At 68.2% G+C, this 19,789-nt stretch carries 20 protein-coding genes and 1 tRNA gene; 14 read left to right on the top strand and 7 right to left on the bottom strand.

What is annotated here, in order from left to right; genetic code table 11:
- The first annotated feature begins 149 nt into the window (after positions 1 to 149).
- Both EJK15_RS07615 and EJK15_RS07610 read left to right on the top strand, forming a co-directional pair.
- Positions 150 to 1,508, top strand: coding sequence for a hemolysin family protein (locus tag EJK15_RS07615; protein ID WP_138709666.1), 1,359 nt, complete (start codon positions 150 to 152; stop codon positions 1,506 to 1,508).
- Positions 1,505 to 2,524, top strand: a complete 1,020-nt coding sequence (locus EJK15_RS07610; RefSeq protein ID WP_138709665.1) for a hemolysin family protein — start codon at positions 1,505 to 1,507, stop codon at positions 2,522 to 2,524. The genes EJK15_RS07615 and EJK15_RS07610 overlap by 4 nt, the downstream gene beginning before the upstream one ends.
- Before the next feature lie 327 nt (positions 2,525 to 2,851).
- Here the strand turns inward: EJK15_RS07610 and EJK15_RS07605 are convergent.
- Positions 2,852 to 2,934, bottom strand: a tRNA-Leu gene (locus EJK15_RS07605).
- Between the two features lie 202 nt (positions 2,935 to 3,136).
- On the opposite strand from EJK15_RS07605, the gene EJK15_RS07600 reads away from it, so the two are divergent.
- The 7 genes from EJK15_RS07600 to pknB all read left to right on the top strand — a co-directional run bounded on the left by EJK15_RS07600 (position 3,137) and on the right by pknB (position 11,819).
- Positions 3,137 to 3,877, top strand: coding sequence for an FhaA domain-containing protein (locus EJK15_RS07600; RefSeq protein WP_090946111.1), 741 nt, complete (start codon positions 3,137 to 3,139; stop codon positions 3,875 to 3,877).
- 17 nt (positions 3,878 to 3,894) lie between these two features.
- A complete protein-coding gene (locus EJK15_RS07595) occupies positions 3,895 to 4,365 on the top strand; it encodes an FHA domain-containing protein FhaB/FipA (RefSeq protein WP_138709664.1) in 471 nt (156 codons plus the stop codon).
- Positions 4,362 to 5,660 (top strand): Stp1/IreP family PP2C-type Ser/Thr phosphatase, encoded by a 1,299-nt coding sequence (locus EJK15_RS07590; protein ID WP_138709663.1) that lies wholly within the window; start codon positions 4,362 to 4,364, stop codon positions 5,658 to 5,660. The genes EJK15_RS07595 and EJK15_RS07590 overlap by 4 nt, the downstream gene beginning before the upstream one ends.
- The gene (locus EJK15_RS07585; RefSeq protein ID WP_240776815.1) at positions 5,661 to 7,055 is read left to right on the top strand and encodes an FtsW/RodA/SpoVE family cell cycle protein; all 1,395 of its coding nucleotides are present in this window, start codon (positions 5,661 to 5,663) and stop codon (positions 7,053 to 7,055) included. It begins immediately after the preceding gene.
- Entirely contained in the window at positions 7,052 to 8,512 is a 1,461-nt protein-coding gene (locus tag EJK15_RS07580) for a peptidoglycan D,D-transpeptidase FtsI family protein (RefSeq protein WP_138709662.1), read from the top strand. The genes EJK15_RS07585 and EJK15_RS07580 overlap by 4 nt, the downstream gene beginning before the upstream one ends.
- A 21-nt stretch (positions 8,513 to 8,533) precedes the next feature.
- Entirely contained in the window at positions 8,534 to 9,886 is a 1,353-nt protein-coding gene (locus tag EJK15_RS07575; protein WP_138709661.1) for a serine/threonine-protein kinase, read from the top strand.
- An 82-nt stretch (positions 9,887 to 9,968) separates the two neighbouring features.
- A complete protein-coding gene (pknB, locus tag EJK15_RS07570) occupies positions 9,969 to 11,819 on the top strand; it encodes a Stk1 family PASTA domain-containing Ser/Thr kinase (RefSeq protein ID WP_138709660.1) in 1,851 nt (616 codons plus the stop codon).
- 170 nt (positions 11,820 to 11,989) lie between these two features.
- Here the strand turns inward: pknB and EJK15_RS07565 are convergent, their stop codons facing one another.
- Genes EJK15_RS07565 through EJK15_RS07560 form a run of 3 tightly spaced genes read right to left on the bottom strand, consistent with a single transcriptional unit; the run spans position 11,990 to position 13,372 of the window.
- Positions 11,990 to 12,562 carry a glutamine amidotransferase-related protein gene (locus EJK15_RS07565; protein WP_138709659.1) on the bottom strand — a complete coding sequence of 191 codons (573 nt, stop codon included), beginning with the start codon at positions 12,560 to 12,562 and terminating at the stop codon, positions 11,990 to 11,992.
- Complete coding sequence (locus EJK15_RS70295) at positions 12,559 to 12,717, bottom strand: hypothetical protein (protein WP_171074163.1); 159 nt, start codon at positions 12,715 to 12,717, stop codon at positions 12,559 to 12,561. The genes EJK15_RS07565 and EJK15_RS70295 overlap by 4 nt, the downstream gene beginning before the upstream one ends.
- A gap of 1 nt (position 12,718) precedes the next feature.
- Positions 12,719 to 13,372 carry a class E sortase gene (locus EJK15_RS07560; protein ID WP_138709658.1) on the bottom strand — a complete coding sequence of 218 codons (654 nt, stop codon included), beginning with the start codon at positions 13,370 to 13,372 and terminating at the stop codon, positions 12,719 to 12,721.
- Positions 13,373 to 13,517: 145 nt separating this feature from the next.
- On the opposite strand from EJK15_RS07560, the gene EJK15_RS07555 reads away from it, so the two are divergent.
- Positions 13,518 to 13,763, top strand: coding sequence for a cell division protein CrgA (locus EJK15_RS07555; RefSeq protein WP_127938089.1), 246 nt, complete (start codon positions 13,518 to 13,520; stop codon positions 13,761 to 13,763).
- Positions 13,764 to 13,824: 61 nt separating this feature from the next.
- Here EJK15_RS07555 and EJK15_RS07550 read toward each other — a convergent pair whose 3' ends face one another.
- Together EJK15_RS07550 and EJK15_RS07545 are read right to left on the bottom strand one after the other, a co-directional pair.
- Positions 13,825 to 14,691, bottom strand: coding sequence for a rhomboid family intramembrane serine protease (locus EJK15_RS07550; RefSeq protein ID WP_138709657.1), 867 nt, complete (start codon positions 14,689 to 14,691; stop codon positions 13,825 to 13,827).
- 75 nt (positions 14,692 to 14,766) lie between these two features.
- Positions 14,767 to 15,303: a peptidylprolyl isomerase gene (locus EJK15_RS07545; RefSeq protein WP_138709656.1), complete on the bottom strand. Its 537-nt coding sequence runs from the start codon at positions 15,301 to 15,303 to the stop codon at positions 14,767 to 14,769.
- A 185-nt stretch (positions 15,304 to 15,488) separates the two neighbouring features.
- On the opposite strand from EJK15_RS07545, the gene EJK15_RS07540 reads away from it, so the two are divergent.
- Both EJK15_RS07540 and EJK15_RS07535 read left to right on the top strand, forming a co-directional pair.
- A complete protein-coding gene (locus EJK15_RS07540) occupies positions 15,489 to 15,962 on the top strand; it encodes a YtxH domain-containing protein (RefSeq protein ID WP_138709655.1) in 474 nt (157 codons plus the stop codon).
- Positions 15,963 to 16,066: 104 nt separating this feature from the next.
- On the top strand, positions 16,067 to 17,143 hold the full coding sequence (locus tag EJK15_RS07535) for an Rv3169 family protein (RefSeq protein WP_138709654.1): 1,077 nt from the start codon (positions 16,067 to 16,069) through the stop codon (positions 17,141 to 17,143).
- Here the strand turns inward: EJK15_RS07535 and EJK15_RS07530 are convergent, their stop codons facing one another.
- On the bottom strand, positions 17,144 to 17,596 hold the full coding sequence (locus EJK15_RS07530; RefSeq protein WP_138709653.1) for a hypothetical protein: 453 nt from the start codon (positions 17,594 to 17,596) through the stop codon (positions 17,144 to 17,146).
- A 124-nt stretch (positions 17,597 to 17,720) separates the two neighbouring features.
- Here EJK15_RS07530 and EJK15_RS07525 point away from each other — a divergent pair, with 124 nt between their 5' ends.
- Both EJK15_RS07525 and EJK15_RS07520 read left to right on the top strand, forming a co-directional pair.
- Positions 17,721 to 18,392: a response regulator transcription factor gene (locus EJK15_RS07525; protein ID WP_138709652.1), complete on the top strand. Its 672-nt coding sequence runs from the start codon at positions 17,721 to 17,723 to the stop codon at positions 18,390 to 18,392.
- A 38-nt stretch (positions 18,393 to 18,430) separates the two neighbouring features.
- Positions 18,431 to 19,747 (top strand): sensor histidine kinase, encoded by a 1,317-nt coding sequence (locus EJK15_RS07520; protein WP_240776814.1) that lies wholly within the window; start codon positions 18,431 to 18,433, stop codon positions 19,745 to 19,747.
- The last annotated feature ends 42 nt before the right edge of the window (positions 19,748 to 19,789 follow it).

The raw sequence follows: 19,789 nt of genomic DNA, 5'->3' as shown, positions 1-19,789 counted from the left end.
CGTGTGACGGAGGGTAGCCGCGGAAACATAGACGCCACCTGTGTCGTTAGGTTAGGGACGACCTCTATCGAAGGGATGATCGTGTCCGCTCCGGACCCGTGGAGTCTTCGCCCGTGCTGGGGCACGGGTTCCTCTGAAGGCTCACTGCGGTGAGCGCCTATCTCGGGCTGCTGGCCCTCTTCCTCCTCACGGCGGCGACCGGTTATTTCGTCGCCCAGGAGTTCGCCTTCGTCGCCGCCGACCGCGGCATCCTGCGCGAGCAGGCCGCCGCCGGTGACGCCGCCGCTGAGAAGGCGCTCCAGGTCACCTCTCGGCTGTCCTTCATGCTCTCCGGCGCCCAGCTGGGTATCACGGTCACAGCGCTGCTGGTCGGCTTCCTGGCCGAGCCGGCGATCGCCGTGCTCGTACGCCCGTGGCTGTCGGGCACCGGAATGTCCGACGCCATGATCACCGGAGTCTCCGTCGCCGTGGGCGTGTTCGTGGCGACCGTGGTCCAGATGGTGCTCGGCGAGCTGGCGCCGAAGAACCTGGGCATCGCCAGGCCGGAGCCGGTGGCCAAGTTCCTGGCCGGCTCGACGCTGGCGTATCTGGCGATCGTGGGGCCGGTGGTGCGGCTGTTTGACTCGGCCGCCACGGGCCTGCTCAGGCGCGTCGGCATCGAACCCGTGGAGGAGGTCGAGCACGGCGCGACGCCGGAGGAGCTCTCACGGATCATCGAGGACTCCACCAGGGCGGGCGAGCTCCCGCCACGGCTGTCGGACCTGCTCGAGCGCGCCCTGGAGTTCGGCGACCGCACGGCGGAGGAGATCATGGTGCCGCGCCCCCGCGTGGTCGTGCTGCGCGACACGCAGCCCATCTCCGACCTGCTCGAGGTCATGCGCCAGTGCGGCCACTCCCGCTACCCGGTGCTCCGCGACGACGGCGACGTGGTGGGCGTGACAGGCGTACGCGAGCTGCTCGCCTCCGGCCGGGACGAGGGCTCCGTCAGCACGGTCACCCGCACCGCGCTCCTGGTGCCCGACTCCCTGCCGCTGCCTTCGGTGCTCGACAGGATGCGGACGGGCAGAGACGACATCGCCTGCGTCATGGACGAGTACGGCGGCCTGGCCGGCGTGATCACGATCGAAGACCTGGCGGAGGAGCTGGTCGGCGAGCTACTGGACGAGAACGACCCGGACCCGGTCGGCGCCGTGGAGCAGCCAGGCGGCATCTGGGAAGTTCCCGGCTGGCTCCGGCTCGACGAGGTCGAGCGCGCCACCGGCATCTCACTCCCGGAGAGCGACGACTACGACACCCTCGCCGGCCTGGTCCTGGCCAGATTGGGCCGAATGCCGGACTCAGGCGACACAGTCACCGTGCCGGTCACCCAACCCACCGACGACCCGTTCGCGGAAACCAATGACGACCTCCTGGCCCGCCTGACAGTGATGTCCCTGAACCGCCGAGTGCCCGAATGGGTCCGCCTGACGCCGGTGCAGCACGCCGAGGCCGCGGAGGCGACCCGATGACGATGCTCCTGCTCAGCCTCGCACTACTGGTGTTCAACGCGCTCTTCGTGGCGGCGGAATTCGCCTTCGTCTCCTCCAGACGCCACCGCCTGGAGGAAATCGCCGCAGGCGGCAACCGCCTGATCAGAATCGCGGCCAGATCCGCGGTGGGCGGCGGCCGCCAGCTCTCCCTCATGCTGGCCGGCGCCCAGCTGGGCATCACGCTGTGCACCCTCGGCCTGGGCCAGGTCACCGAACCGGCGATAGAACACGCCTTGGAGCCCCTCTTCGCCTACGCGGGCGTACCGGAAGCCCTCCGCCTCCCCATAGCGCTCACCATCGCCCTGGCGCTGGTGACGTTCCTCCACATGGTGATCGGCGAAATGGCCCCCAAGTCCTGGGCCCTGACCCACCCGGAACGCGCGGTACTGCTCCTGACCCTCCCATTCCGCGCCTTCACCTCACTGATGCGCCCCCTGCTCTCGGCCCTGAACGCCCTGACGAACGCCATCCTCCGCCTGTTCGGCGTCCAGCCACGCAACGAGCTGGCCACCACCCGCACCCCTCGCCAGTTGGCCATGCTGGTAGGCGAGTCAGGCCGAATGGGCCTCCTGGACAGAGAGGAACACGACCTCCTGACCAGAGCCCTGCGCCTACAGGCAAAAGGCATAGAACGCCTGATGGTCCCGATAGCCCAAGCAGTCACAGTCCCGCCCTCGGCCACCGCGCCCGAGATCAAAACGGTCGCAGCAGCCAGCGGCCACCTGCGACTCCTGGTGGGAGGCCAAGGAGCGGTAGAAGGCGTCCTACACGCCCGAGACGCCCTGCTGGAGCCCTCCAGCACAGCGAGAGACCTGAGCCGCCCCCTACCGAGACTCGCCTGCGTGACCCAGGTCCCAGAGGCGGTCACAGCCCTCCAAGAGGCGAGATCACACCTGGCTTTGGTAACGAACCAAACAGGATCTGTCATCGGAATGGTCAGTCTCACCGACCTCCTGGGCGAACTACTGGACACCAGAACGATGACTGTGACGTAAAACACACTCGCAAGTAACCCGAAAGCCCCCTGCAACCACCCAGACCTACCGTCCGAAGGCGGCCACGGCCGTTACCAAGAGGTTCTTGAAAAGAAAGAGCCCCGGCTCTTGCGATCCGGGGCTTACTTCGTCAATGTGGGTCTGCCAAAGCACCAAGGGCAACGCAGCAGGACAAGGGCAACCACAGCAGGATGGGGGGTCCGGGGGGCGCGCCCCCCGGACCGGGTTTCCCCTGGGGGTCCGGGGGTTATCCCCCGGGGGACATGACGAGGGGACCCGAGGAAGCAAGCCTGCAAGGCTTGCGACCAGGGGCCCCCAGTCACCGAGTGGGCGAGGAGGGATTTGAACCCTCACGTCCTTTCGGACACACGGACCTGAACCGTGCGCGTCTGCCGTTCCGCCACCCGCCCTTTGTTTGGGTGCGGAGAAACAGTAGCACGGAACAGCCACTGGTACTGAACCCGGATACGATCGCATAAGACACGGGAGCGGAGGAGCTGGGCGCGACAGCCGACGGGCGCCAGGGAAGGCCGCGACGTGGGACTAGCGGGAACCGGGCGCCGGACGCGTCTGGGGGCCGCGATCATATGCACGGAGGAAGGGAGGTACCCGGTGGGAGTCCTTCAGCGCTTCGAGCGAAGGCTCGAAGGCTTGGTTGAGGGGGCCTTTGCGCGGGCGTTCAAATCTGACCTTCAGCCGGTCGAGGTCGCCAGCGCGGTTCAGCGGGAGATGGACGAGCGGGCGGCGATCGTTGCCCAGGGTCGCACGCTTGTGCCCAACGACTTCGTGGTTGAGCTGTCCACGACCGACAGCGAGCGGCTTGAGGTCTACGCCGACAGCATCAGCCACGAGCTGGCCAACCTCGCCAGGGAGTACGCCAAAGAGCAGGGCTACTCCTTTGTGGGACCGGTCCGGGTCCGCTTCGAGACCGCCGGCGACCTGGCTGTGGGATTGTTCCGCATCAGGTCGGGCGTCATCCGCGGAGCGACGGTCGAGCAGGACGAGATTCGCCAGCCGGCGAGCGACCTGCCTCCGTCGCGGCCGAACGCGTTCAACGGGCGGCCCAGGCTGCTCGTCTCCACTCAGGACGACCCGCAGGGCGACCGTTCCTACGAGCTCACCACTCCGGTGACCTTGCTAGGCAGGGGCACCGACTGCGATCTTCGTCTAGTCGATCCGGGAGTTTCGCGGCACCATGCGGAGCTGCGCGTCGAGGGCCAGCTCGTGGTTCTCGTCGACCTCGGATCGACGAACGGCACTTTCGTCAATGGCCAGCCGGTACGCAGGATCGAGCTCCAGAACGGCACGCGAGTGACCTTGGGGCGCACGACTCTGGTGTTCCGGCGCGATTAGGGGTAGACAAACGGTCCATGTCCGAGCTCACGCTGCTGCTGATCCGGCTCGCCTTCCTGGCGGTGCTGTGGTTCTTCGTCATTGCCGCAGTCGGCGTGATCCGGACTGACTTGTTCGGTTCACGCACGGCTCCCGCGGGTGGGCGCAAGAGCACCAAGCCCGCCAAGGCCGTGGCCAAGCCCAAGAGTAAAAAGGGCGAGCCACGCCAGCTCATCGTCACAGGTGGCCCACTGCAAGGCACCACCATTAACCTCACGGAGACGCCCATCACCATTGGCCGGGCGAACGACGCCACGCTGGTAGTCACAGACGACTACGCTTCCAGCCGGCATGCCCGGCTCTTCCCTCAGGACGGTCAGTGGATCGTGGAAGATCTCGGTTCGACGAACGGCACGTATCTCGACCGCTCGAAAGTCACCCGCCCGACCCCGGTGCCGCTCGGTGTTCCGATCCGCGTCGGCAAAACAGTCATTGAATTGCGCAAATGACCATCGCACTCCGCTACGCCGCCCGCTCGGACGTCGGCCTCCTCCGCGAAGGAAACGAGGACTCGGCGTACGCTAGCGGCCGCCTGCTCGCCGTCGCAGACGGTATGGGCGGGCACGCACACGGCGAGGTGGCGAGCTCTGTCGCCATCGCCGCCATGGCCTCTCTGGAAGAGGCACAACAGGGGGGTGACCTGCTCAACGCCATCGAGGCAGCGGTACGCGACGCCAATCGCAGACTGCACGAGATGGTGGGGCGGGATCCCAGCCTCAAGGGCATGGGCACGACTCTCACGGCCATGCTGTGGCACGGCACACAAGTCGCCTTGGTGCATGTCGGCGACTCGCGCGCCTACCTGCTCAGGCGTGGGGAGCTCTACCAGATCACCCATGACCACACGCTGGTGCAGCAGCTCGTCGACGACGGGCGCATCACGCCGGAGGAGGCCGCCACGCATCCGCAGCGTTCCATCCTGCTGCGCGCGCTGGACGGCAGCGGCGAGGTCGATCCAGACCTCACGCTCCGCGAGGCGCAGGTGGGCGACCGCTACCTACTGTGCTCGGACGGGCTGTCCGGCGTGGTGAGCGCGGAGACGCTGCACGCCACGCTCACCAACATCGACGACCCGGAGGAGGTCGTCCGCCAGCTCATCGACCTGGCGAACAGAGGCGGCGGGCCGGACAACATCACATGCGTCCTGGCCGACGTGCTGGAGATCACCGATGGGCAGCAGGTGCCTGCCGAGGCCGCCGTCGTCGGCGCCGCGGGCATGACCCGGCTGCACGGAAATCCGCAGGACACGTCGCCGGGGCGAGTAAGCGCGGTGACCGCGCCCCAGCCGGCGATCACCGATGACGAGTTCGACGAGCCGGTCGCGCAGGCGTCCCGGCGGTCGGGCAAGCGTCGTCGCGTGTGGCCCGTGCTGGTCACCGTGCTCGGCATTGGCATCGCCGTCGTCGGCGTCGGCGGCTACTTTGGATATCAGTGGACTCAAGACCAGTTCTTCGTCGGTGCTAGGGGCGACGAAGTGGTCGTGTTCAAGGGGATCGAAGTGGAGGTGGGGCCGTTCCAGCTCTTCAGTGTCTCCAAGCCCACGGGCAGGCAGCTCTCCAAGCTGTCCGAGGCCGACCAGGCGCTGATCAAGAGCGGCATTCCCGTCACCACCGTCGACGAAGGAGTGGAGAAGATCAACGCGTTGAAGTTCTCCCAGGAGCCGAAGAGCGACACGTCCCCGCCCGCGACCACTTCGCCCTCGCCGACGGCATCCGCGACCGCGACGAAGACGAAACAGCAGTAAATGAGCGAAGTCGCCGCAGCCCCCGTCCCGATGCCGGCCAAGCGCCGCGCCGCCCAGCTGATCATGCTGGCGTTCGCGGTGCTGCTCGTCATGGGCGCCTACGCCAATGTCGGGCTGGCCACGGACGGGAAGATCCCAGCCGGCATGCTGACGTACGGTTTGAGCCTGGGCGGCCTGATGCTGGCCGCCTACCTGGTGCTCGCCAAGTTCGCTCCGTGGGCGGACCCTTTGATCCTGCCGCTCGTGACGCTGGTCAACGGCCTCGGCCTGGTGATGATCTACCGGCTGTCCGTGTCCGACTCGAATTTGCCCTCCGCCAGGCTCGCCTCGCCCAGCTCCCAGCTGCTGTGGACGTTCATCGGCGTCGTGCTGTTCAGCCTCACCCTGATCTTCCTGCGCGACCATCGCATCCTGCAGCGGCTGACCTACACCGCCGGCGCGGTGGGCCTGTTCCTGCTGGTCTCGCCGTTGATCCCGTTCCTCGGCCAGGAGATCAACGGCGCCCGCATCTGGATCGGCATCCCCGGCCTGGGCCAGCTCCAGCCGGCCGAGTTCGCCAAGCTCGCGCTGGTCGTCTTCTTCGCCGGCTACCTGGTGGCCAAGCGGGACGTGCTCGCCCTCGCCGGGCGCCGGCTGCTGTTCATCGACCTGCCGCGGGCCCGTGACCTCGGCCCGGTGCTCATCACCTGGGGTGTCAGCCTGGGCATCCTGGTGATGCAGAAGGACCTGGGCTCCTCGCTGCTGCTGTTCGGCACGTTCATCGCGATGCTCTACGTCGCCACCCAGCGCAGTTCCTGGGTCATCATCGGCATCCTCCTCTTCGCGGGCGGCGCGATTCTGGCCGGCATGGTCTTCGACCACGTCCAGCAGCGCTTCGAGGTCTTCCTCAACCCCAGCGATCCCGAGCTCTACCGTGCGGTCGGCGGCAGCGAGCAGCTCATGCAGGGCCTGTTCGCCTTGGGCTCCGGCGGCATCCTCGGCACGGGGCTCGGCCAGGGGCACCCCGAACTGATCCCGCTGGCGTTCTCCGACTTCATCTTCAGTGCCACGGGCGAAGAGCTCGGCCTGACAGGCGTGATGGCGCTGCTGATGATCTACGCGTTGATCGTCGAACGCGGTTTGCGCACCTCGCTGGCGGCCCGCGACCCCTTCTCGAAGCTCCTGTCGGGCGGCCTGTCGTTCCTCCTGGCGTGGCAGGTTTTCATCATCGTCGGCGGCGTGACCAACCTCATCCCGCTGACCGGCCTCGTCACTCCGTTCATGTCCCAGGGCGGCTCGGCCCTGCTGGCTAACTGGATCCTTATCGCGCTTCTGGTAAGAACGTCAGACGCCGCCAGACGCCCCCCGCCCCAGGCGATCCAGAACGAAGGATTGACGCAGGTGTTCCAGCGATGAACGGCACCCTGAAGCGCATAGCCGTGGCCTGCCTGGCCATGTTCGCGCTCCTGATGATCAACGTGAACTACGTGCAGGCGGTGCGGTCGGAGAACCTGCGCTCGAACGCTCTCAACACCCGCAACTTCTTCGATCGTTACGCCATCGAGCGCGGCCGCATCACCGCCGGCGGCACAGTGATCGCCGCGTCTGCCGAGACCAAGAGCAAGGACTTCAAGTTCATCAGGCAATACCCGGACGCCAAGCTGTACGCGCACGTCACGGGCTTCTTCTCACCTGAGAGCGCGAGCGCGATCGAGGAGAGCGAGAACAAGCTGCTCGACGGCTCGAGCGCGGACCTGCTGCTGCGGCGGAGCATCGACCTGTTCACCGGCGAGCCGACCAGGGGCGCCAACGTCGACCTCACGATCAACCCGAAGGCGCAGAAGGCGGCCTACGACGCGCTGCGCAACAGCGGCAAGCGGGGCGCCGTGGTCGCGCTCGACCCGAAGACCGGCGGGATCCTGGCGATGGTGTCGCTGCCGACCTACGATCCCACCGAGCTGTCGGGGACCAACAAGGGCAAGGTGTTCACCCGCTACGACGAGCTGGCCAAGGAGAAGAGCCAGCCGCTGCTCAACCGCACCATCGGGCAGACGTACCCGCCCGGGTCGACGTTCAAAGTGGTGACGATGGCGGCGTACCTGGAGGATGACTCCTCGCGCGGTCCGCAGTCCACCGTGGCGGCGCCGCAGCAGCTGCCGCTGCCCAACACGAACATCAGCCTGCCCAACTACGGCGGCGCGGCCTGCGGCTCCGGCCAGGTGACGCTGATCTTCGCGCTGGAGAAGTCCTGCAACACGCCGTTCGGCAAGATCGGCATGGATCTGGGCTACGACAAGATGAACGAGCAGACCGAGCTGTTCGGCATGGGCAAGCAGATCGGCGTGCCGATGTCGGTGGTCCCGAGCGACTTCGGTCGCGAGGAGGACAAGGCGGCCCTGGCGATGGCCTCCATCGGGCAGCGCGACAACCGGATGACGCCGCTGCAGATGGCCATGATCGCCGCGGGCATAGCCAACGAGGGCAAGGTCATGACGCCGTACCTCGTCAACAAGATCACTGACGCCAAGGGCGACACGGTCGAGGAGGCCAAGCAAGAAGAGCTGAGCGAGGCGATCAGCGCGGAGACGGCGGGCAAGCTGCGCGAGATGATGGTGAGCGTCGTCAACAACGGCACTGCCAACCGGGCGCAGGTGCCGGGCGTCCAAGTAGCGGGTAAGACAGGCACCGCGGAGTCGGGCACACGCGACGCGCCGCACGCCTGGTTCATCTCCTTCGCGCCCGCGGAGGACCCGAAGGTGGCGCTGGCGGTCATCATCGAGTCCGGCGCGGCGAACGTCGGCGCGGAGGCGACCGGGGGCGGCACCGCCGCACCGATCGGGAAGGCCGTGATGGAGGCGGTGCTGAACAAGTGAGTGACGCTAACCTGCTGGATCATGCGGCTCCGTAACCGTTACCTCCTGGTCTCCCGCATCGCCACGGGCGGTATGGGAGAGGTGTGGCGCGCCCGCGACGAGCTGCTCGGGCGCGAGGTGGCCGTCAAGATCCTGCGTAGCCACATCTACGCCGACCCCACCTTCCGCGAGCGCTTCCGCAACGAGGCCAGGATCACCGCGGCGCTGGCCGACCCGGGGGTCGCGCAGGTCTTCGACTACGGCGAGCAGAACGACCTGGCCTACCTGGTGATGGAGCTGGTCCACGGGGAGCCGCTGTCGGCCATCCTGGCCCGCAACGGCGCAACCGGGCCCGAGGTGGCGCTCGACGTCGTGCACCAGACCGCCAAGGCGCTGCACACGGCGCACGCGGCCGGGATCATCCACCGCGACATCAAGCCGGGCAACCTCCTCGTCACCCCCGAGGGCGTCATCAAGGTGACGGACTTCGGCATCGCGCGGGCCCTGGAGGCGGCGCCGGTGACGCAGACGGGCACCGTACTGGGCACCGCTCAATACGTCAGCCCCGAGCAGGCGCAAGGCTTCCCGCTCACGCCATCGACCGACCTCTACTCGCTGGGCGTGGTGGCCTACGAGTGCCTGGCGGGGCGCACGCCGTTCAGCGGGGACAGTCAGGTGGCCATCGCGCTGCTGCACCTCAACGAGCCGCCGCCGCCACTCGGCGTGGACGTGCCGGCACCGGTGCGGGAGCTGGTCATGGCGCTGCTGGCCAAGGATCCGGCGCAGCGCCCGGCCACGGCGCTGGAGGCGGCCGACCGGGCCTACGTGCTGCGTGAGTCGCTGGCCGGTGCCGAGCAGGGTGCCGACCTCAGCAGTCTGACCGACCCGTCGGGCTTCAGAGTACGTGAGCCGTCGCCGGAGGACGCGCGGGAGACCGACGACCTCGCCCCGGCCACCGCGCTGGAGGAGCAGCCGGGCAGGCGGCGCAAGGGCGCCAGGACGCTCGCCGCGGTGGCCACGGCCGGGTGCGTGGCCGCGGTGGGGCTCAGCGCCATCACCCTTGCCGGCCGCCAGCCGACTCAGCCGGCGCCCGAAGTGGCCGACCCCACGGAGTCGACGGTGCTGACCCCTGAACAGCCGCGACCCAGCAAGACGAAAACGCGCACCCGGCGGCCCTCGGTGGTTCCGGTGAAGTCGCGGAAGCCTATAACCTCGCGGTCGGCTACGGTAAGCAAGTCGGCATCTCCTACCAAGAAGCCGACGCCGAAACCGAAGCCGACCACCCGAACCCCTACGTCCACAGCCACCCCAACGCCCACCACTACACCGACAACTCCGACACCGACCGCCTCGCCGGACCCGGGGGAAACAAACCCGCCCAAGGAGGAGACGTGACGCGCCGCGGGGTCGATGATGGACACCGGCAGCCCCCGAGCAGGCCGGTACCCAAGATGAACGGTAAGGGACAGTGCAGGAAATGACTCAGCCTCGGCTACTCGGAGGTCGTTACGAGCTCGACGGTGTCGTCGGGCGCGGCGGCATGGCCGAGGTGTATCGCGCCCGAGACATCCGGCTGGACCGCATAGTCGCGATCAAGACCCTTCGGGCCGACCTGGCGCGAGACCACACCTTCCAGGCCCGCTTCCGCCGTGAGGCGCAGTCCGCGGCCTCCCTGAACCACCCGGCCGTCGTCGCGGTCTACGACACCGGCGAGGACGTCTCCGAGGGCGCCCCCGTGCCGTACATCGTGATGGAGTACGTCGACGGCAGGACGCTGCGCGACCTGCTGCGCCAGGACCGGCGGCTGATGCCCGAGCGCGCGGCCGAGCTGGTCGACGGCATCCTGCGGGCGCTTGACTACAGCCACCGCGGCGGCATCGTGCACCGCGACATCAAGCCGGCCAACGTGATGATCACCCGGGCCGGCGACGTCAAGGTGATGGACTTCGGCATCGCCCGCGCGATGGCCGACTCCGCGGCCACGATGACGCAGACCGCGCAGGTGATCGGCACCGCGCAATACCTGTCGCCCGAGCAGGCGCGGGGCGAGCGGGTCGACGCGCGCAGCGACATCTACTCGACCGGTTGCCTCTTCTACGAGCTGCTCACCGGGCAGCCGCCGTTCACCGGCGACTCCCCCGTCGCGATCGCCTACCAGCACGTGCGCGAGGAGCCGATCCCGCCGTCGCAGATCGACCGCGAGATCCCGCCGTGGGCCGACGCGATCGTGCTCAAGGCCATGGCGAAGGATCCGGCCCATCGCTACCAGAACGCGGGCGAGATGCGGGCCGACATCCAGCGGGCGATGACCGGCATGCCGGTCGACGCCCAGACGATGGCGATGACCGGCAACCACGGCCAGGGCACGCGCATGATGACCACCACGCAGGCGGCCACCGGCCCGGCCACGCAGCGCACCACCGCGGTCCCGCCGTACGAGTACGGCGATGGCGAGGGCGGTGGCCGCGGCGGACGGCGCAGGGCCAGCAGTGGCGGCAACGGCGTGAAGACGGCGCTGTGGATCATCATTCCGCTTCTGATCATCGGTGGGTTCATCACGGTCGGCTACATGCTGTTCGGCGCCCCCAGCACGCCGACGGACACGTCGATCACGATCCCGCCCCTCGCGTCGCAGGAGAGGGCGTACGCGGAGGAGCAGCTCACAAAGCTGGGGCTCACGGTCGAGGTGGTCCAGGAGCCCAGCTCCGACGTCGACAAGGGCACCGTGATCAAGACGGATCCCAAGGAGAACACCAAGGTCGAGAAGGGCTCCCCCGTCAAGCTGTTCGTGTCCTCGGGGCCGAAGAAGATCAAGGTGCCTGACGGCCTCGTCGGCGTGCCGCAGGCGGATGCCATGAAGATCCTGGAGGAGGCCGGTCTGCGGGGCGTGCTCAAGACCAAGGCCTCGACCAGGCCGCAGGGCACGGTCCTCGACACAAAGCCCAAGTCCGGCGAGGAGATCGTGGAGGGCGGCAGCGTCACCCTCTGGGTGCCCAAGCAGCTGGGCGAGGTGCCCAACGTGATCGGGCTCACCGTGGAGGACGCCACCGCCCAGCTCAAGGCGGCCGGCTTCAGGACGAGGGTCTCCGAGTCGCCCAGCGACCAGCCCGAGGGCACGGTCTTCCAGCAGAACCCCCCTGAGGGCCAGAAGCTGCCGCCGAACACGACGGTGACGATCGTGGTGTCCACGGGTCCGGAGCTGGAGACGACTCCCCCCTCCACCGACTTCCCGACGGACCAGCCCACGGACGACCAGACGGACCAGCCCACGGAAGAGCCGACCGAGGACAACCCGATCGGCGACGACGACGGCGGTTTCGGCGGCTGAGGCCCCTGACAGGCGGAAAGGGCCGCCCGTCCCCTGCGCGGGGGACGGGCGGCCCTTCGCATGGAACGCCTGGACGAACGTGGCAAGCCTGGAGGAAAAAGGAACGCCCCCGCCGCTCGGGGGCAACGGCGGGGACGCTCACTTGTTAGTCGCTGTACGCGAGACGTTTGTTACACGGTTCCCCGCAGCCAATTCTCGAGCAGCATGTGGCCGTGCTCGGACAGCACGGACTCGGGGTGGAACTGGATGCCCTCGATGGGCGCCCGGCGGTGGCGCAGGCCCATGATGACGCCGTCTTCGGTGCGCGCGGTCACGTCGAGCACCTCCGGCACAGTCTCGGGCAGCACGGCGAGTGAGTGGTAGCGGGTCATCCGCACCGGCGAGGGCAGCGACTCGAACACGCCCTTGCCGTCGTGGAAGACGGCGCTGGTCTGGCCGTGGAGGAGTTCGGGCGCGCGGGACACGGTGGCGCCGAAGGCGATGGCGATGGCCTGGTGGCCGAGGCAGACGCCGAGCAGCGGCTGCGCGTGCGCGGCCGCGTGGCGCACCAGGGGGACGCTCACGCCGGCCGCCTCGGGTGTGCCGGGGCCGGGGCTGATGAGGACGCCGTCGAAGCCGTCAGCGTCGCCCACGCGTACGTCATCGCGCGGCCGCACGTCGCAGTCGGCGCCCAGGAAGCGCAAGTACTGCACGATCGTGTGGACGAAGCTGTCGTGGTTGTCCACGATCAGCACGCGGCTCATTCCGTTACGGTCACCTCGTCAAGCGTCACCAAGGGCTCGAACAGCGGGAAGACGACATACCACAGTACGGCCACCACGACGGTGACCAGCACGGCGGCCGTCACCACCCTGGTACTCGTGCTGCCGGGCAGCTTGCGCCAGAGCCAGGCGTACATGTCATTCCTTCCTCGGCTCGGTCCTGTCGAGCATGCCGTAGACGATGAGCCGCTGGGCGTCCGAGTATTCGGGGTGGCAGGTGGTCAGCGTGATGAAGGGGCTGACGGGCCGCATGTTGGGCTTGCCGGGCACGGGGGCGATCACGTCGGTCTCGTCGGGCCGGACGATGTCCTGTGAGACCACCCGATAGGTGTAGCGGGCCTCACGGGCATCGACGATGATCTCATCGCCGCTTTCGAGCTCGTCGATCTCGTTGAACGGCGCCCCGTAGGTGGTCCGGTGCCCCGACACCACGAAGTTGCCGAGCTGGCCGGGCATGGCGCTGCCGGTATAGTGCCCGGGCCCTTTCTTGAGCTCTTCGATGCCGGTGCCCTCGACCACGGCGTACCGGAAGTGCCGGCCGAGCTTGGGAATGCGCAGCAGGGCCACGGCCTCACCCAGGCGGATCTTCCCCAGACGGCTGCGCTCCTCGGCCGTCTTGCCGCCCGCCGACTCGTCGGCAGGCAGTTCGTCGATCTTCAGCTCGCGCTGGAGCTGCGTCTGCTGGCTCTGGGTGTACGATCCCGTCCCCCAGAGCAGGTACGCACTGAACAGCATGAGAATCAGGCCCGCGGTGATGCTCGTCTCCCCCACGGCCCGGAGCATGGCCCGCATTCGATCAGGTTATCCGGGAGATACGCGTTCGCCGGGGATCGCCATGAAGTGCGCGTGGCGACTATCCTGGGCCACAATCCAACTAGGCTTAACAAAGAGCCTGCGGACGATCCGGATGCCCCAGGCCCTCAGCAGGAGTTACCCAGTGCCCAAGTCCAAGGCTCGAAAGAAGGCGGTCTACACCCCGCCGCAGAGGTCCCAGCAGGTCAAGGTCAGCCCCCGCTGGCTGGCCCCCACGATGGTCGTGGCGTGGATCATCGGTATTCTGTGGATCGCCGTCTACTACGTCGCACCACAGACGCCCTTCATCGGCGACCTCCAAAACTGGAACCTGTTGATCGGGTTCGTTTTCATCATCTTCGGTGTGGTGCTTTCCACCCGCTGGCGCTAGTTTTTTCCACAGTTTTTTCCACACCCTGTGGGCCTGCGGGGGCCAGTGCCCCCGAGGACCCTCAGGCGGCGCCCAGGATTGCTGACGCCCTCACCAGCACGAGCACGGCCAGCAGCGCCAGCGCTCCCGCGATCGCCAGGACCTGCCACAGGGCCCTGTTGCTCTTGGGGGCGTAGGCCAGCGCTCCTGCCAGCAACGATCCGGTGATCAGGCCGCCGATGTGGCCGGTCCAGCTGATGCCGGGGACCAGGAACGTGATCACCAGGTTGATCACGATGAGCACGGCGATGCCACGGACGTCCATGTTGAGCCGACGGCCGACCAGGAACACCGCGCCGAACAGGCCGAAGATGGCTCCAGACGCGCCGACCGTCGGCTGGGTTACCGGGTCGAGCCAAAGGCCGAGCACCGAGCCGCCGAGCGCGCTGATCAGGTAGATCGCCACAAAGCGCACGTGGCCGAAGGCGCGCTCCAGGTAGGGGCCGACGACGTAAAGCGCCCACGAGTTGAACAGGATGTGGAAGACGCCGCCATGCACGAACGCGGCAGTGATCAGCCGGTAGTACTGGTCGAGCCCGGCCACGCCGGCCGGCCACATGGCCAGCTGAGCCGTGACCTCGTTGCCGGTGAGGTATTGGGCGCCGAAGACCAGGATGTTGATGCCCAGGATGGCGTACGTCACGAACGGCGTGCGTACGACGTTGCCGCCGAAGGTGGACTTGGCCTGGCGGATGCCGCGGTTGCCCTCGGCCACGCACTCGGGGCACTGGAAGCCGACCGCCGCGTCGCGCATGCAGTCGGGGCAGATGGGACGCTCACAGCGCTGGCAGCGAACCCAGGTTTCCTTGTCGGGATGCCGGTAGCACGTGGGTACGGCCTCAGCCGGCTGCTCGGGCTGAGGGGGCGGACTGGGCGGCTGGCTGGTCATGACCGAAAGCCTATGACTTGCGGGCGGCTACCGCGTTACCCCGAAAGTCGCCTGCCCGTCCCCTCAGCGCCCGGGTCAGGCCTGGACGCGGTCGAAGGTGACCGACTCCAGGATGACGTCCTCCACCGGCCGGTCACGGCTGTCGGTGCGGGTCTTGCCGATGGCGTCGACGACGTCCTGGCCCTCGATCACCTCGCCGAAAATGGTGTGCTTACCGTTGAGGTGCGGCGTCGGCACCAGCGTGACGAAGAACTGCGAGCCGTTGGTGCCCTTGCCGAAGCGGATTCCCGCGTTGGCCATGGCCAGCAGGTACGGGCGGTTGAACCAGAGATCCGGGTGGATCTCGTCGTCGAACTCGTAGCCGGGCCCGCCGATGCCCTGGCCCAGCGGGTCACCGCCCTGAATCATGAAACCGGAGATTATCCGATGGAAGATCGTGCCGTCGTAGTAGCGGGCAGTGCTCTTCTCACCGGTGCCCGGGTGCGTCCATTCGCGCGAGCCTTCTGCCAGCTCGACGAAGTTACGTACCGTTTTCGGGGCCTTGGTAGGGAAGAGTTCCACCTTGATATTGCCGCGATTGGTCTGCAGGTTTGCGATCAGCTTCTCAGCCACGAGACAGCTGCCCCCCTCTATGCACAGGGTTGTTTTTGTGGTGTTTTGAGGACTATGGCCGTTGGGCCATCGGAGCCATCCTCCCACGACCGGCCATGATTGAGCCGCCTTGTCCAGGGAAGGTCAGGCTCGGGGCCCCAACGACAGGGGAGGTTGTCGTGTCCCTGACACTAAGAAGACGCCGCGTGGTCATGGAAGTACCCGCCACGTGGATGGGCCGTGTGAAGGCCCAGGCCGTACGAACCGGCCGCCGTATGGCACCCATGGCGGACCAGGCCAGGACGGCCACCGCCCATCGCATCGAAGACGCCCGCTACTGGGCGGCGCCGCGGCTGGAGTCCGCGGCGCACGGCTTCGAGGATCAGGTCGCCCCCAAGGTCAGCTCGATGCTGACCACGGCGGCCAGGAAGATCGACCCGACGCCGTCGCGTTCGCGACAGTGGCCGGCGTTCATCCTGGTGACCGGCCTCGCGGTGGGGGCCATCGGCTACCTGTTCTACCGCCGCAATGCCCAGCAGTGGACCGAGCACATGAAGGATTCCGCCTCTGATGCCTCACGCTGGGTCAACGAGAAGGCGGAAAGGACTGCCGAGGCCTCGGACCAGATGGCGGCCGACGCGTCGAGCAAGGCGGATGAGACATCCCGCAAGATGTCCTGATCTGCCCAGGGAGCGCGCCCTCGATACCGGAAGAGGTACGAGGGCGCGCTTCTGTTGCCCGGCGCCCCGTTGACGTTTTACCAAGCGCTTGCTACAACCCGGGCATGGCGCTGTCACCCCTCGACGACTATCCCGTCCACCAGGCTGCCCAGGTCATGCGGCACGTGGCCACCTCCGACCGTAACTTCTACGACCGCTACTACTTCAACTGCCACGCGGGCACCGACGAGCTCATGCTGATCGTCGGCCTCGGCCAGTACCCCAACCTGGGCGTCACCGACGCCTTCGCCTGCGTACGCCACCGCGACCTGCACCGCGTCGTACGGGCCTCGCGCGAGCTCGGCCCCGACCGGATGGACACCGGGATCGGGCCGTTCCGCGTCGAGGTCGTCGAAGGGCTCAAACGGCTCCGAGTGATCCTGGAGCCGAACGAGCATGGCCTGTCCTTCGACCTCCTCTGGGAGGGCACGATCCCGGCGACCCTCGAACCCCGGCACTTCCTGCGGTGGCAGGAGCGTGTCATGTTCGACTCGGTACGCCTGGCGCAGACCGGTCGCTGGTCCGGAAATATCAGGATCGGCGAGGAGGACATCCCGGTCACCCCCGACCGCTGGCAGGGCACCAGAGACCGCTCCTGGGGCATCCGGCCGGTCGGCGAACCCGAGCCGCCCGGCATCCAGTCCAACAACCCCGGCACGTTCTACTGGCTCTACGCCCCGATGCGGTTCGACGACCACGCCATCCTCTGCATCGTCCAGGAGGACGAGCGGGGCCGCCGGGTGCTGGAGGAGGCCGTACGCGTCTGGTCGGACGGGCGGGAGGAGGAATACCTCGGCCGGCCGGACTACCGCCCCGTCTACGTCCCGGGTACCCGGGACGTCGTCGAGGCCACGATCACCTTCTCCCCGCCCGGCGGCAAGCCGTTCGACGTGCACTGCACCCCCCTCCTGCCGGTGCACCTCATGGTCGGCACCGGCTACGGGCTGGAGCCGGACTGGCGGCACGGCATGTACCAGGGTCCGGGGCCCGTGGTGCAGGGCGTGACGTACCGGCTGCCCGGCGACGCCGCCAAGATGTGGGGCCTGGTCGACGCCGTCGGGCGCTTCGAGTACGACGGGCTCGTCGGCCACGGCCTCTACGAGTACTGGGCGCTAGGGCCGCATCCGTCCTTCACCGAGTGACTATTCGGCCTTCTTGCAGGTGATCTTGACCGCCTTGCCGGGCTCGCCCACGGGGGCCTCGCCCTTCTCCGCGACGACGACGCCCCCGTTGACGTCCTTCACGTCGACCGGCTCGCCCGGCGTGGCGGGAAGCGCGGGCACCGCGTCGCCCTCCTCGAACTTCTTGATCTTTACGTGCGGCTCGCCCTTCGCCCCTTCAGGCAGGGGAAGGGCCTCCAGCTTCACCGTTTCCTTCGGGTCGACCTTCTTCACCTTCCCGTCGGGGCCGACCAGCACGCCCATCTGCTCGCCCGGATTGATCTCGGGGAACTCGATGGTCTTGCCGTCGCTCGTCGTGCACGTCACCTTGGCACCTGCGGTGGAGGTCGGCTCGTCGGCCAGGGCGGACCCGGCCAGACCGGTGAGCGCGAGCGCGCAGACCGCGCCGAGCACCGCGAGACGTCGCTTGAACATGGAATCTCCTCTATGGGATCGGTCGAACGCCCCCGAGCCTGGCCCGCCGTACCTGAAGCGATCCTGAAGAGGCCCTAAATGATCTTCAGGTTGGCTTTAGGTGCGGTGAGGCACTCTGGACGGCGTGCGAGTGCTACTGGTGGAGGACGAGGAGCGGCTGGCCGACCTGATCAAGGGCGGGCTGGCGGGCGAGGGCTTCGCCGTGGACGTGGCCCACGACGGACGCGACGGGCTGTGGATGGCCACCGAGAACACGTACGACGTGATCGTCCTGGACGTGATGCTGCCCAGGATGAACGGGTACGCGGTCTGCTCCCGGCTGCGCGAGGCGGGCGACTGGACGCCGATCATGATGCTCACGGCCAAGGACGGCATCTACGACGAGGCGGAGGCGCTCGACAACGGGGCCGACGACTACCTGTCGAAGCCGTTCTCGTACGTGGTGCTGCTGGCCCGGCTGCGCGCGCTGGTGCGGCGGGGCGGGCGCGAGCGGCCGGTGTCGATCACCGTGGGCGACCTGGTGATCGATCCGGCCGGGCTGCGGTGCCGCCGGGGTGAGGTGGAGATCGGGCTGACGCCGAAGGAGTTCGCGGTGCTGCACGCCCTGGCCCGGCGGCCCGGCGAGGTGGTCTCCAAGAGCGAGCTGCTGGCCCAGGCCTGGGACTTCTCCTATGACGGCGACCCGAACATCGTCGAGGTCTACATCAGCGCGCTGCGCAGGAAGATCGACCTGCCGTTCGGCCGGACGACGCTCATGACGGTCCGCGGGGCGGGCTACCGATTGGAGGCGGAGTGAAGCGGGTGCGGTTTCCTGCTGCAGGCGGAATGCGGCGGGTGTCCGCGGGGCTCTCCTCCGTGCGGCTGCGGGCGACCGCGGCGGCGACGCTGGTCGTGGCGCTCGCCCTCGGGATCGTGGCTCTGGTGCTGATCGTGGTGCTCCGGGGCAGCCTGGAGAGCAGCGCGGACGCCGAGGCGGCCAGGAAGGCCGTGGCCGCGGCGCCGCTTGCGCAGACCATAGAGATCAAGTCCAATCCCGGTACTCCCGTCGGGGTGCCCGCGGAGCCGGTACAGCCGGGTGCCGTGGTGAAGGGGGGCGCGGTCCACCTGTATGGCGGTACGGCGGCCAGGCTCGCCGATCCCGATGTCGTGCTGACCGCCGAGAAGGGGGACGTGATCAAGGAGTGGGCGGAGCCGGGCGAGTACGCCGTCGCCGGGGTGAAGGTGGCCACCGCGACGGGTCCCGGCATGGTCTGGTCGAGGGTCTCGCGGGCGACCGCCGAGGACGCGCTGCGGACCATGAACAGCGCGCTGCTGCCCGGCGTGCCGGCGGTGCTGCTCGTGGTGGCCGCCATGACGTGGTTCTCGGTGGGCCGCGCGCTCGCTCCGGTGGCCGCCATCAGGGCCAAGGTCGCCGACATCACCGCCCGCGACCTGCACCAGCGCGTCCCCGTACCCGGCTCGAAGGACGAGATCGCCGCGCTGGCCACCACGGTGAACGGCACGCTCGACCGCCTGGAGACGGCCGTGGGGACGCACAAGAGGTTCGTCGCCGACGCGGCGCACGAGCTGCGCAGTCCCATCGCCACCCTGCGCGCGCGGCTGGAGCTGGCCGAGCCCAGTGAGCTCACCAAGGAGGCACTGGCCGACGTCGAGCGCCTGCAGGCCCTGGCCGCCGACCTGCTCATGCTGGCCAAGCTGGACGCGGGCGAGCCGCTGCGCGCCACCGAGCTGGATCTCGGCCAGGTGGCGGCCGAAGAGTCCCTGCGAGCCAGGCGGCGGCCCGAGGTGCGGGTGGAGCTGGACATCGAGCCCGACGTGGTGATGAAGGGCTCCCGGGCGCATCTCGACCGCCTGGTGACGAACCTGGCCGACAACGCGGTACGGCACGCCGCCTCGACCGTACGGGTCCGCGTACACGCGGAGGACGATCAGGCCGTGCTGGAGGTGCTCGACGACGGCCCGGGGATCCCGTTCGAGCAGCGGGAGGCGGTGTTCGACCGGTTCACCAGGCTGGACGAGGCGCGGGCCAGGGACGCGGGCGGCGCCGGGCTCGGGCTGCCGATCGCGCGGGACATCGCGACCCTGCACGACGGGTCGCTCGTGTACGCGGGCGGCGGTTTCGTCGCCAGATTTCCCTTGGGCACCCCCTGAACCCAATCCGTGATCTCCATACGTGAGGATTGGTTGAAGGAG

It is taken from the genome of Nonomuraea basaltis (assembly GCF_005893125.1).
In the GTDB taxonomy this organism is placed as follows: Bacteria; Actinomycetota; Actinomycetes; order Streptosporangiales; family Streptosporangiaceae; genus Nonomuraea; species Nonomuraea basaltis.
Note: the sequence above shows the minus strand (reverse complement) of the source record. Positions and strands in the feature narration are given on the sequence as shown.

What these genes read in the sequence shown, in the direction of transcription:
- EJK15_RS07610 (WP_138709665.1), top strand. Translation starts at nt 1,505, where the DNA reads ATGACGATGCTCCTGCTCAGCCTCGCACTACTGGTGTTCAACGCGCTC.
- EJK15_RS07595 (WP_138709664.1), top strand. Translation starts at nt 3,895, where the DNA reads ATGTCCGAGCTCACGCTGCTGCTGATCCGGCTCGCCTTCCTGGCGGTG.
- EJK15_RS07590 (WP_138709663.1), top strand. Translation starts at nt 4,362, where the DNA reads ATGACCATCGCACTCCGCTACGCCGCCCGCTCGGACGTCGGCCTCCTC.
- EJK15_RS07585 (WP_240776815.1), top strand. Translation starts at nt 5,661, where the DNA reads ATGAGCGAAGTCGCCGCAGCCCCCGTCCCGATGCCGGCCAAGCGCCGC.
- EJK15_RS07580 (WP_138709662.1), top strand. Translation starts at nt 7,052, where the DNA reads ATGAACGGCACCCTGAAGCGCATAGCCGTGGCCTGCCTGGCCATGTTC.
- EJK15_RS07575 (WP_138709661.1), top strand. Translation starts at nt 8,534, where the DNA reads ATGCGGCTCCGTAACCGTTACCTCCTGGTCTCCCGCATCGCCACGGGC.
- pknB (WP_138709660.1), top strand. Translation starts at nt 9,969, where the DNA reads ATGACTCAGCCTCGGCTACTCGGAGGTCGTTACGAGCTCGACGGTGTC.
- EJK15_RS07565 (WP_138709659.1), bottom strand. Translation starts at nt 12,562, where the DNA reads ATGAGCCGCGTGCTGATCGTGGACAACCACGACAGCTTCGTCCACACG.
- EJK15_RS70295 (WP_171074163.1), bottom strand. Translation starts at nt 12,717, where the DNA reads ATGTACGCCTGGCTCTGGCGCAAGCTGCCCGGCAGCACGAGTACCAGG.
- EJK15_RS07560 (WP_138709658.1), bottom strand. Translation starts at nt 13,372, where the DNA reads ATGCGGGCCATGCTCCGGGCCGTGGGGGAGACGAGCATCACCGCGGGC.
- EJK15_RS07550 (WP_138709657.1), bottom strand. Translation starts at nt 14,691, where the DNA reads ATGACCAGCCAGCCGCCCAGTCCGCCCCCTCAGCCCGAGCAGCCGGCT.
- EJK15_RS07535 (WP_138709654.1), top strand. Translation starts at nt 16,067, where the DNA reads ATGGCGCTGTCACCCCTCGACGACTATCCCGTCCACCAGGCTGCCCAG.
- EJK15_RS07530 (WP_138709653.1), bottom strand. Translation starts at nt 17,596, where the DNA reads ATGTTCAAGCGACGTCTCGCGGTGCTCGGCGCGGTCTGCGCGCTCGCG.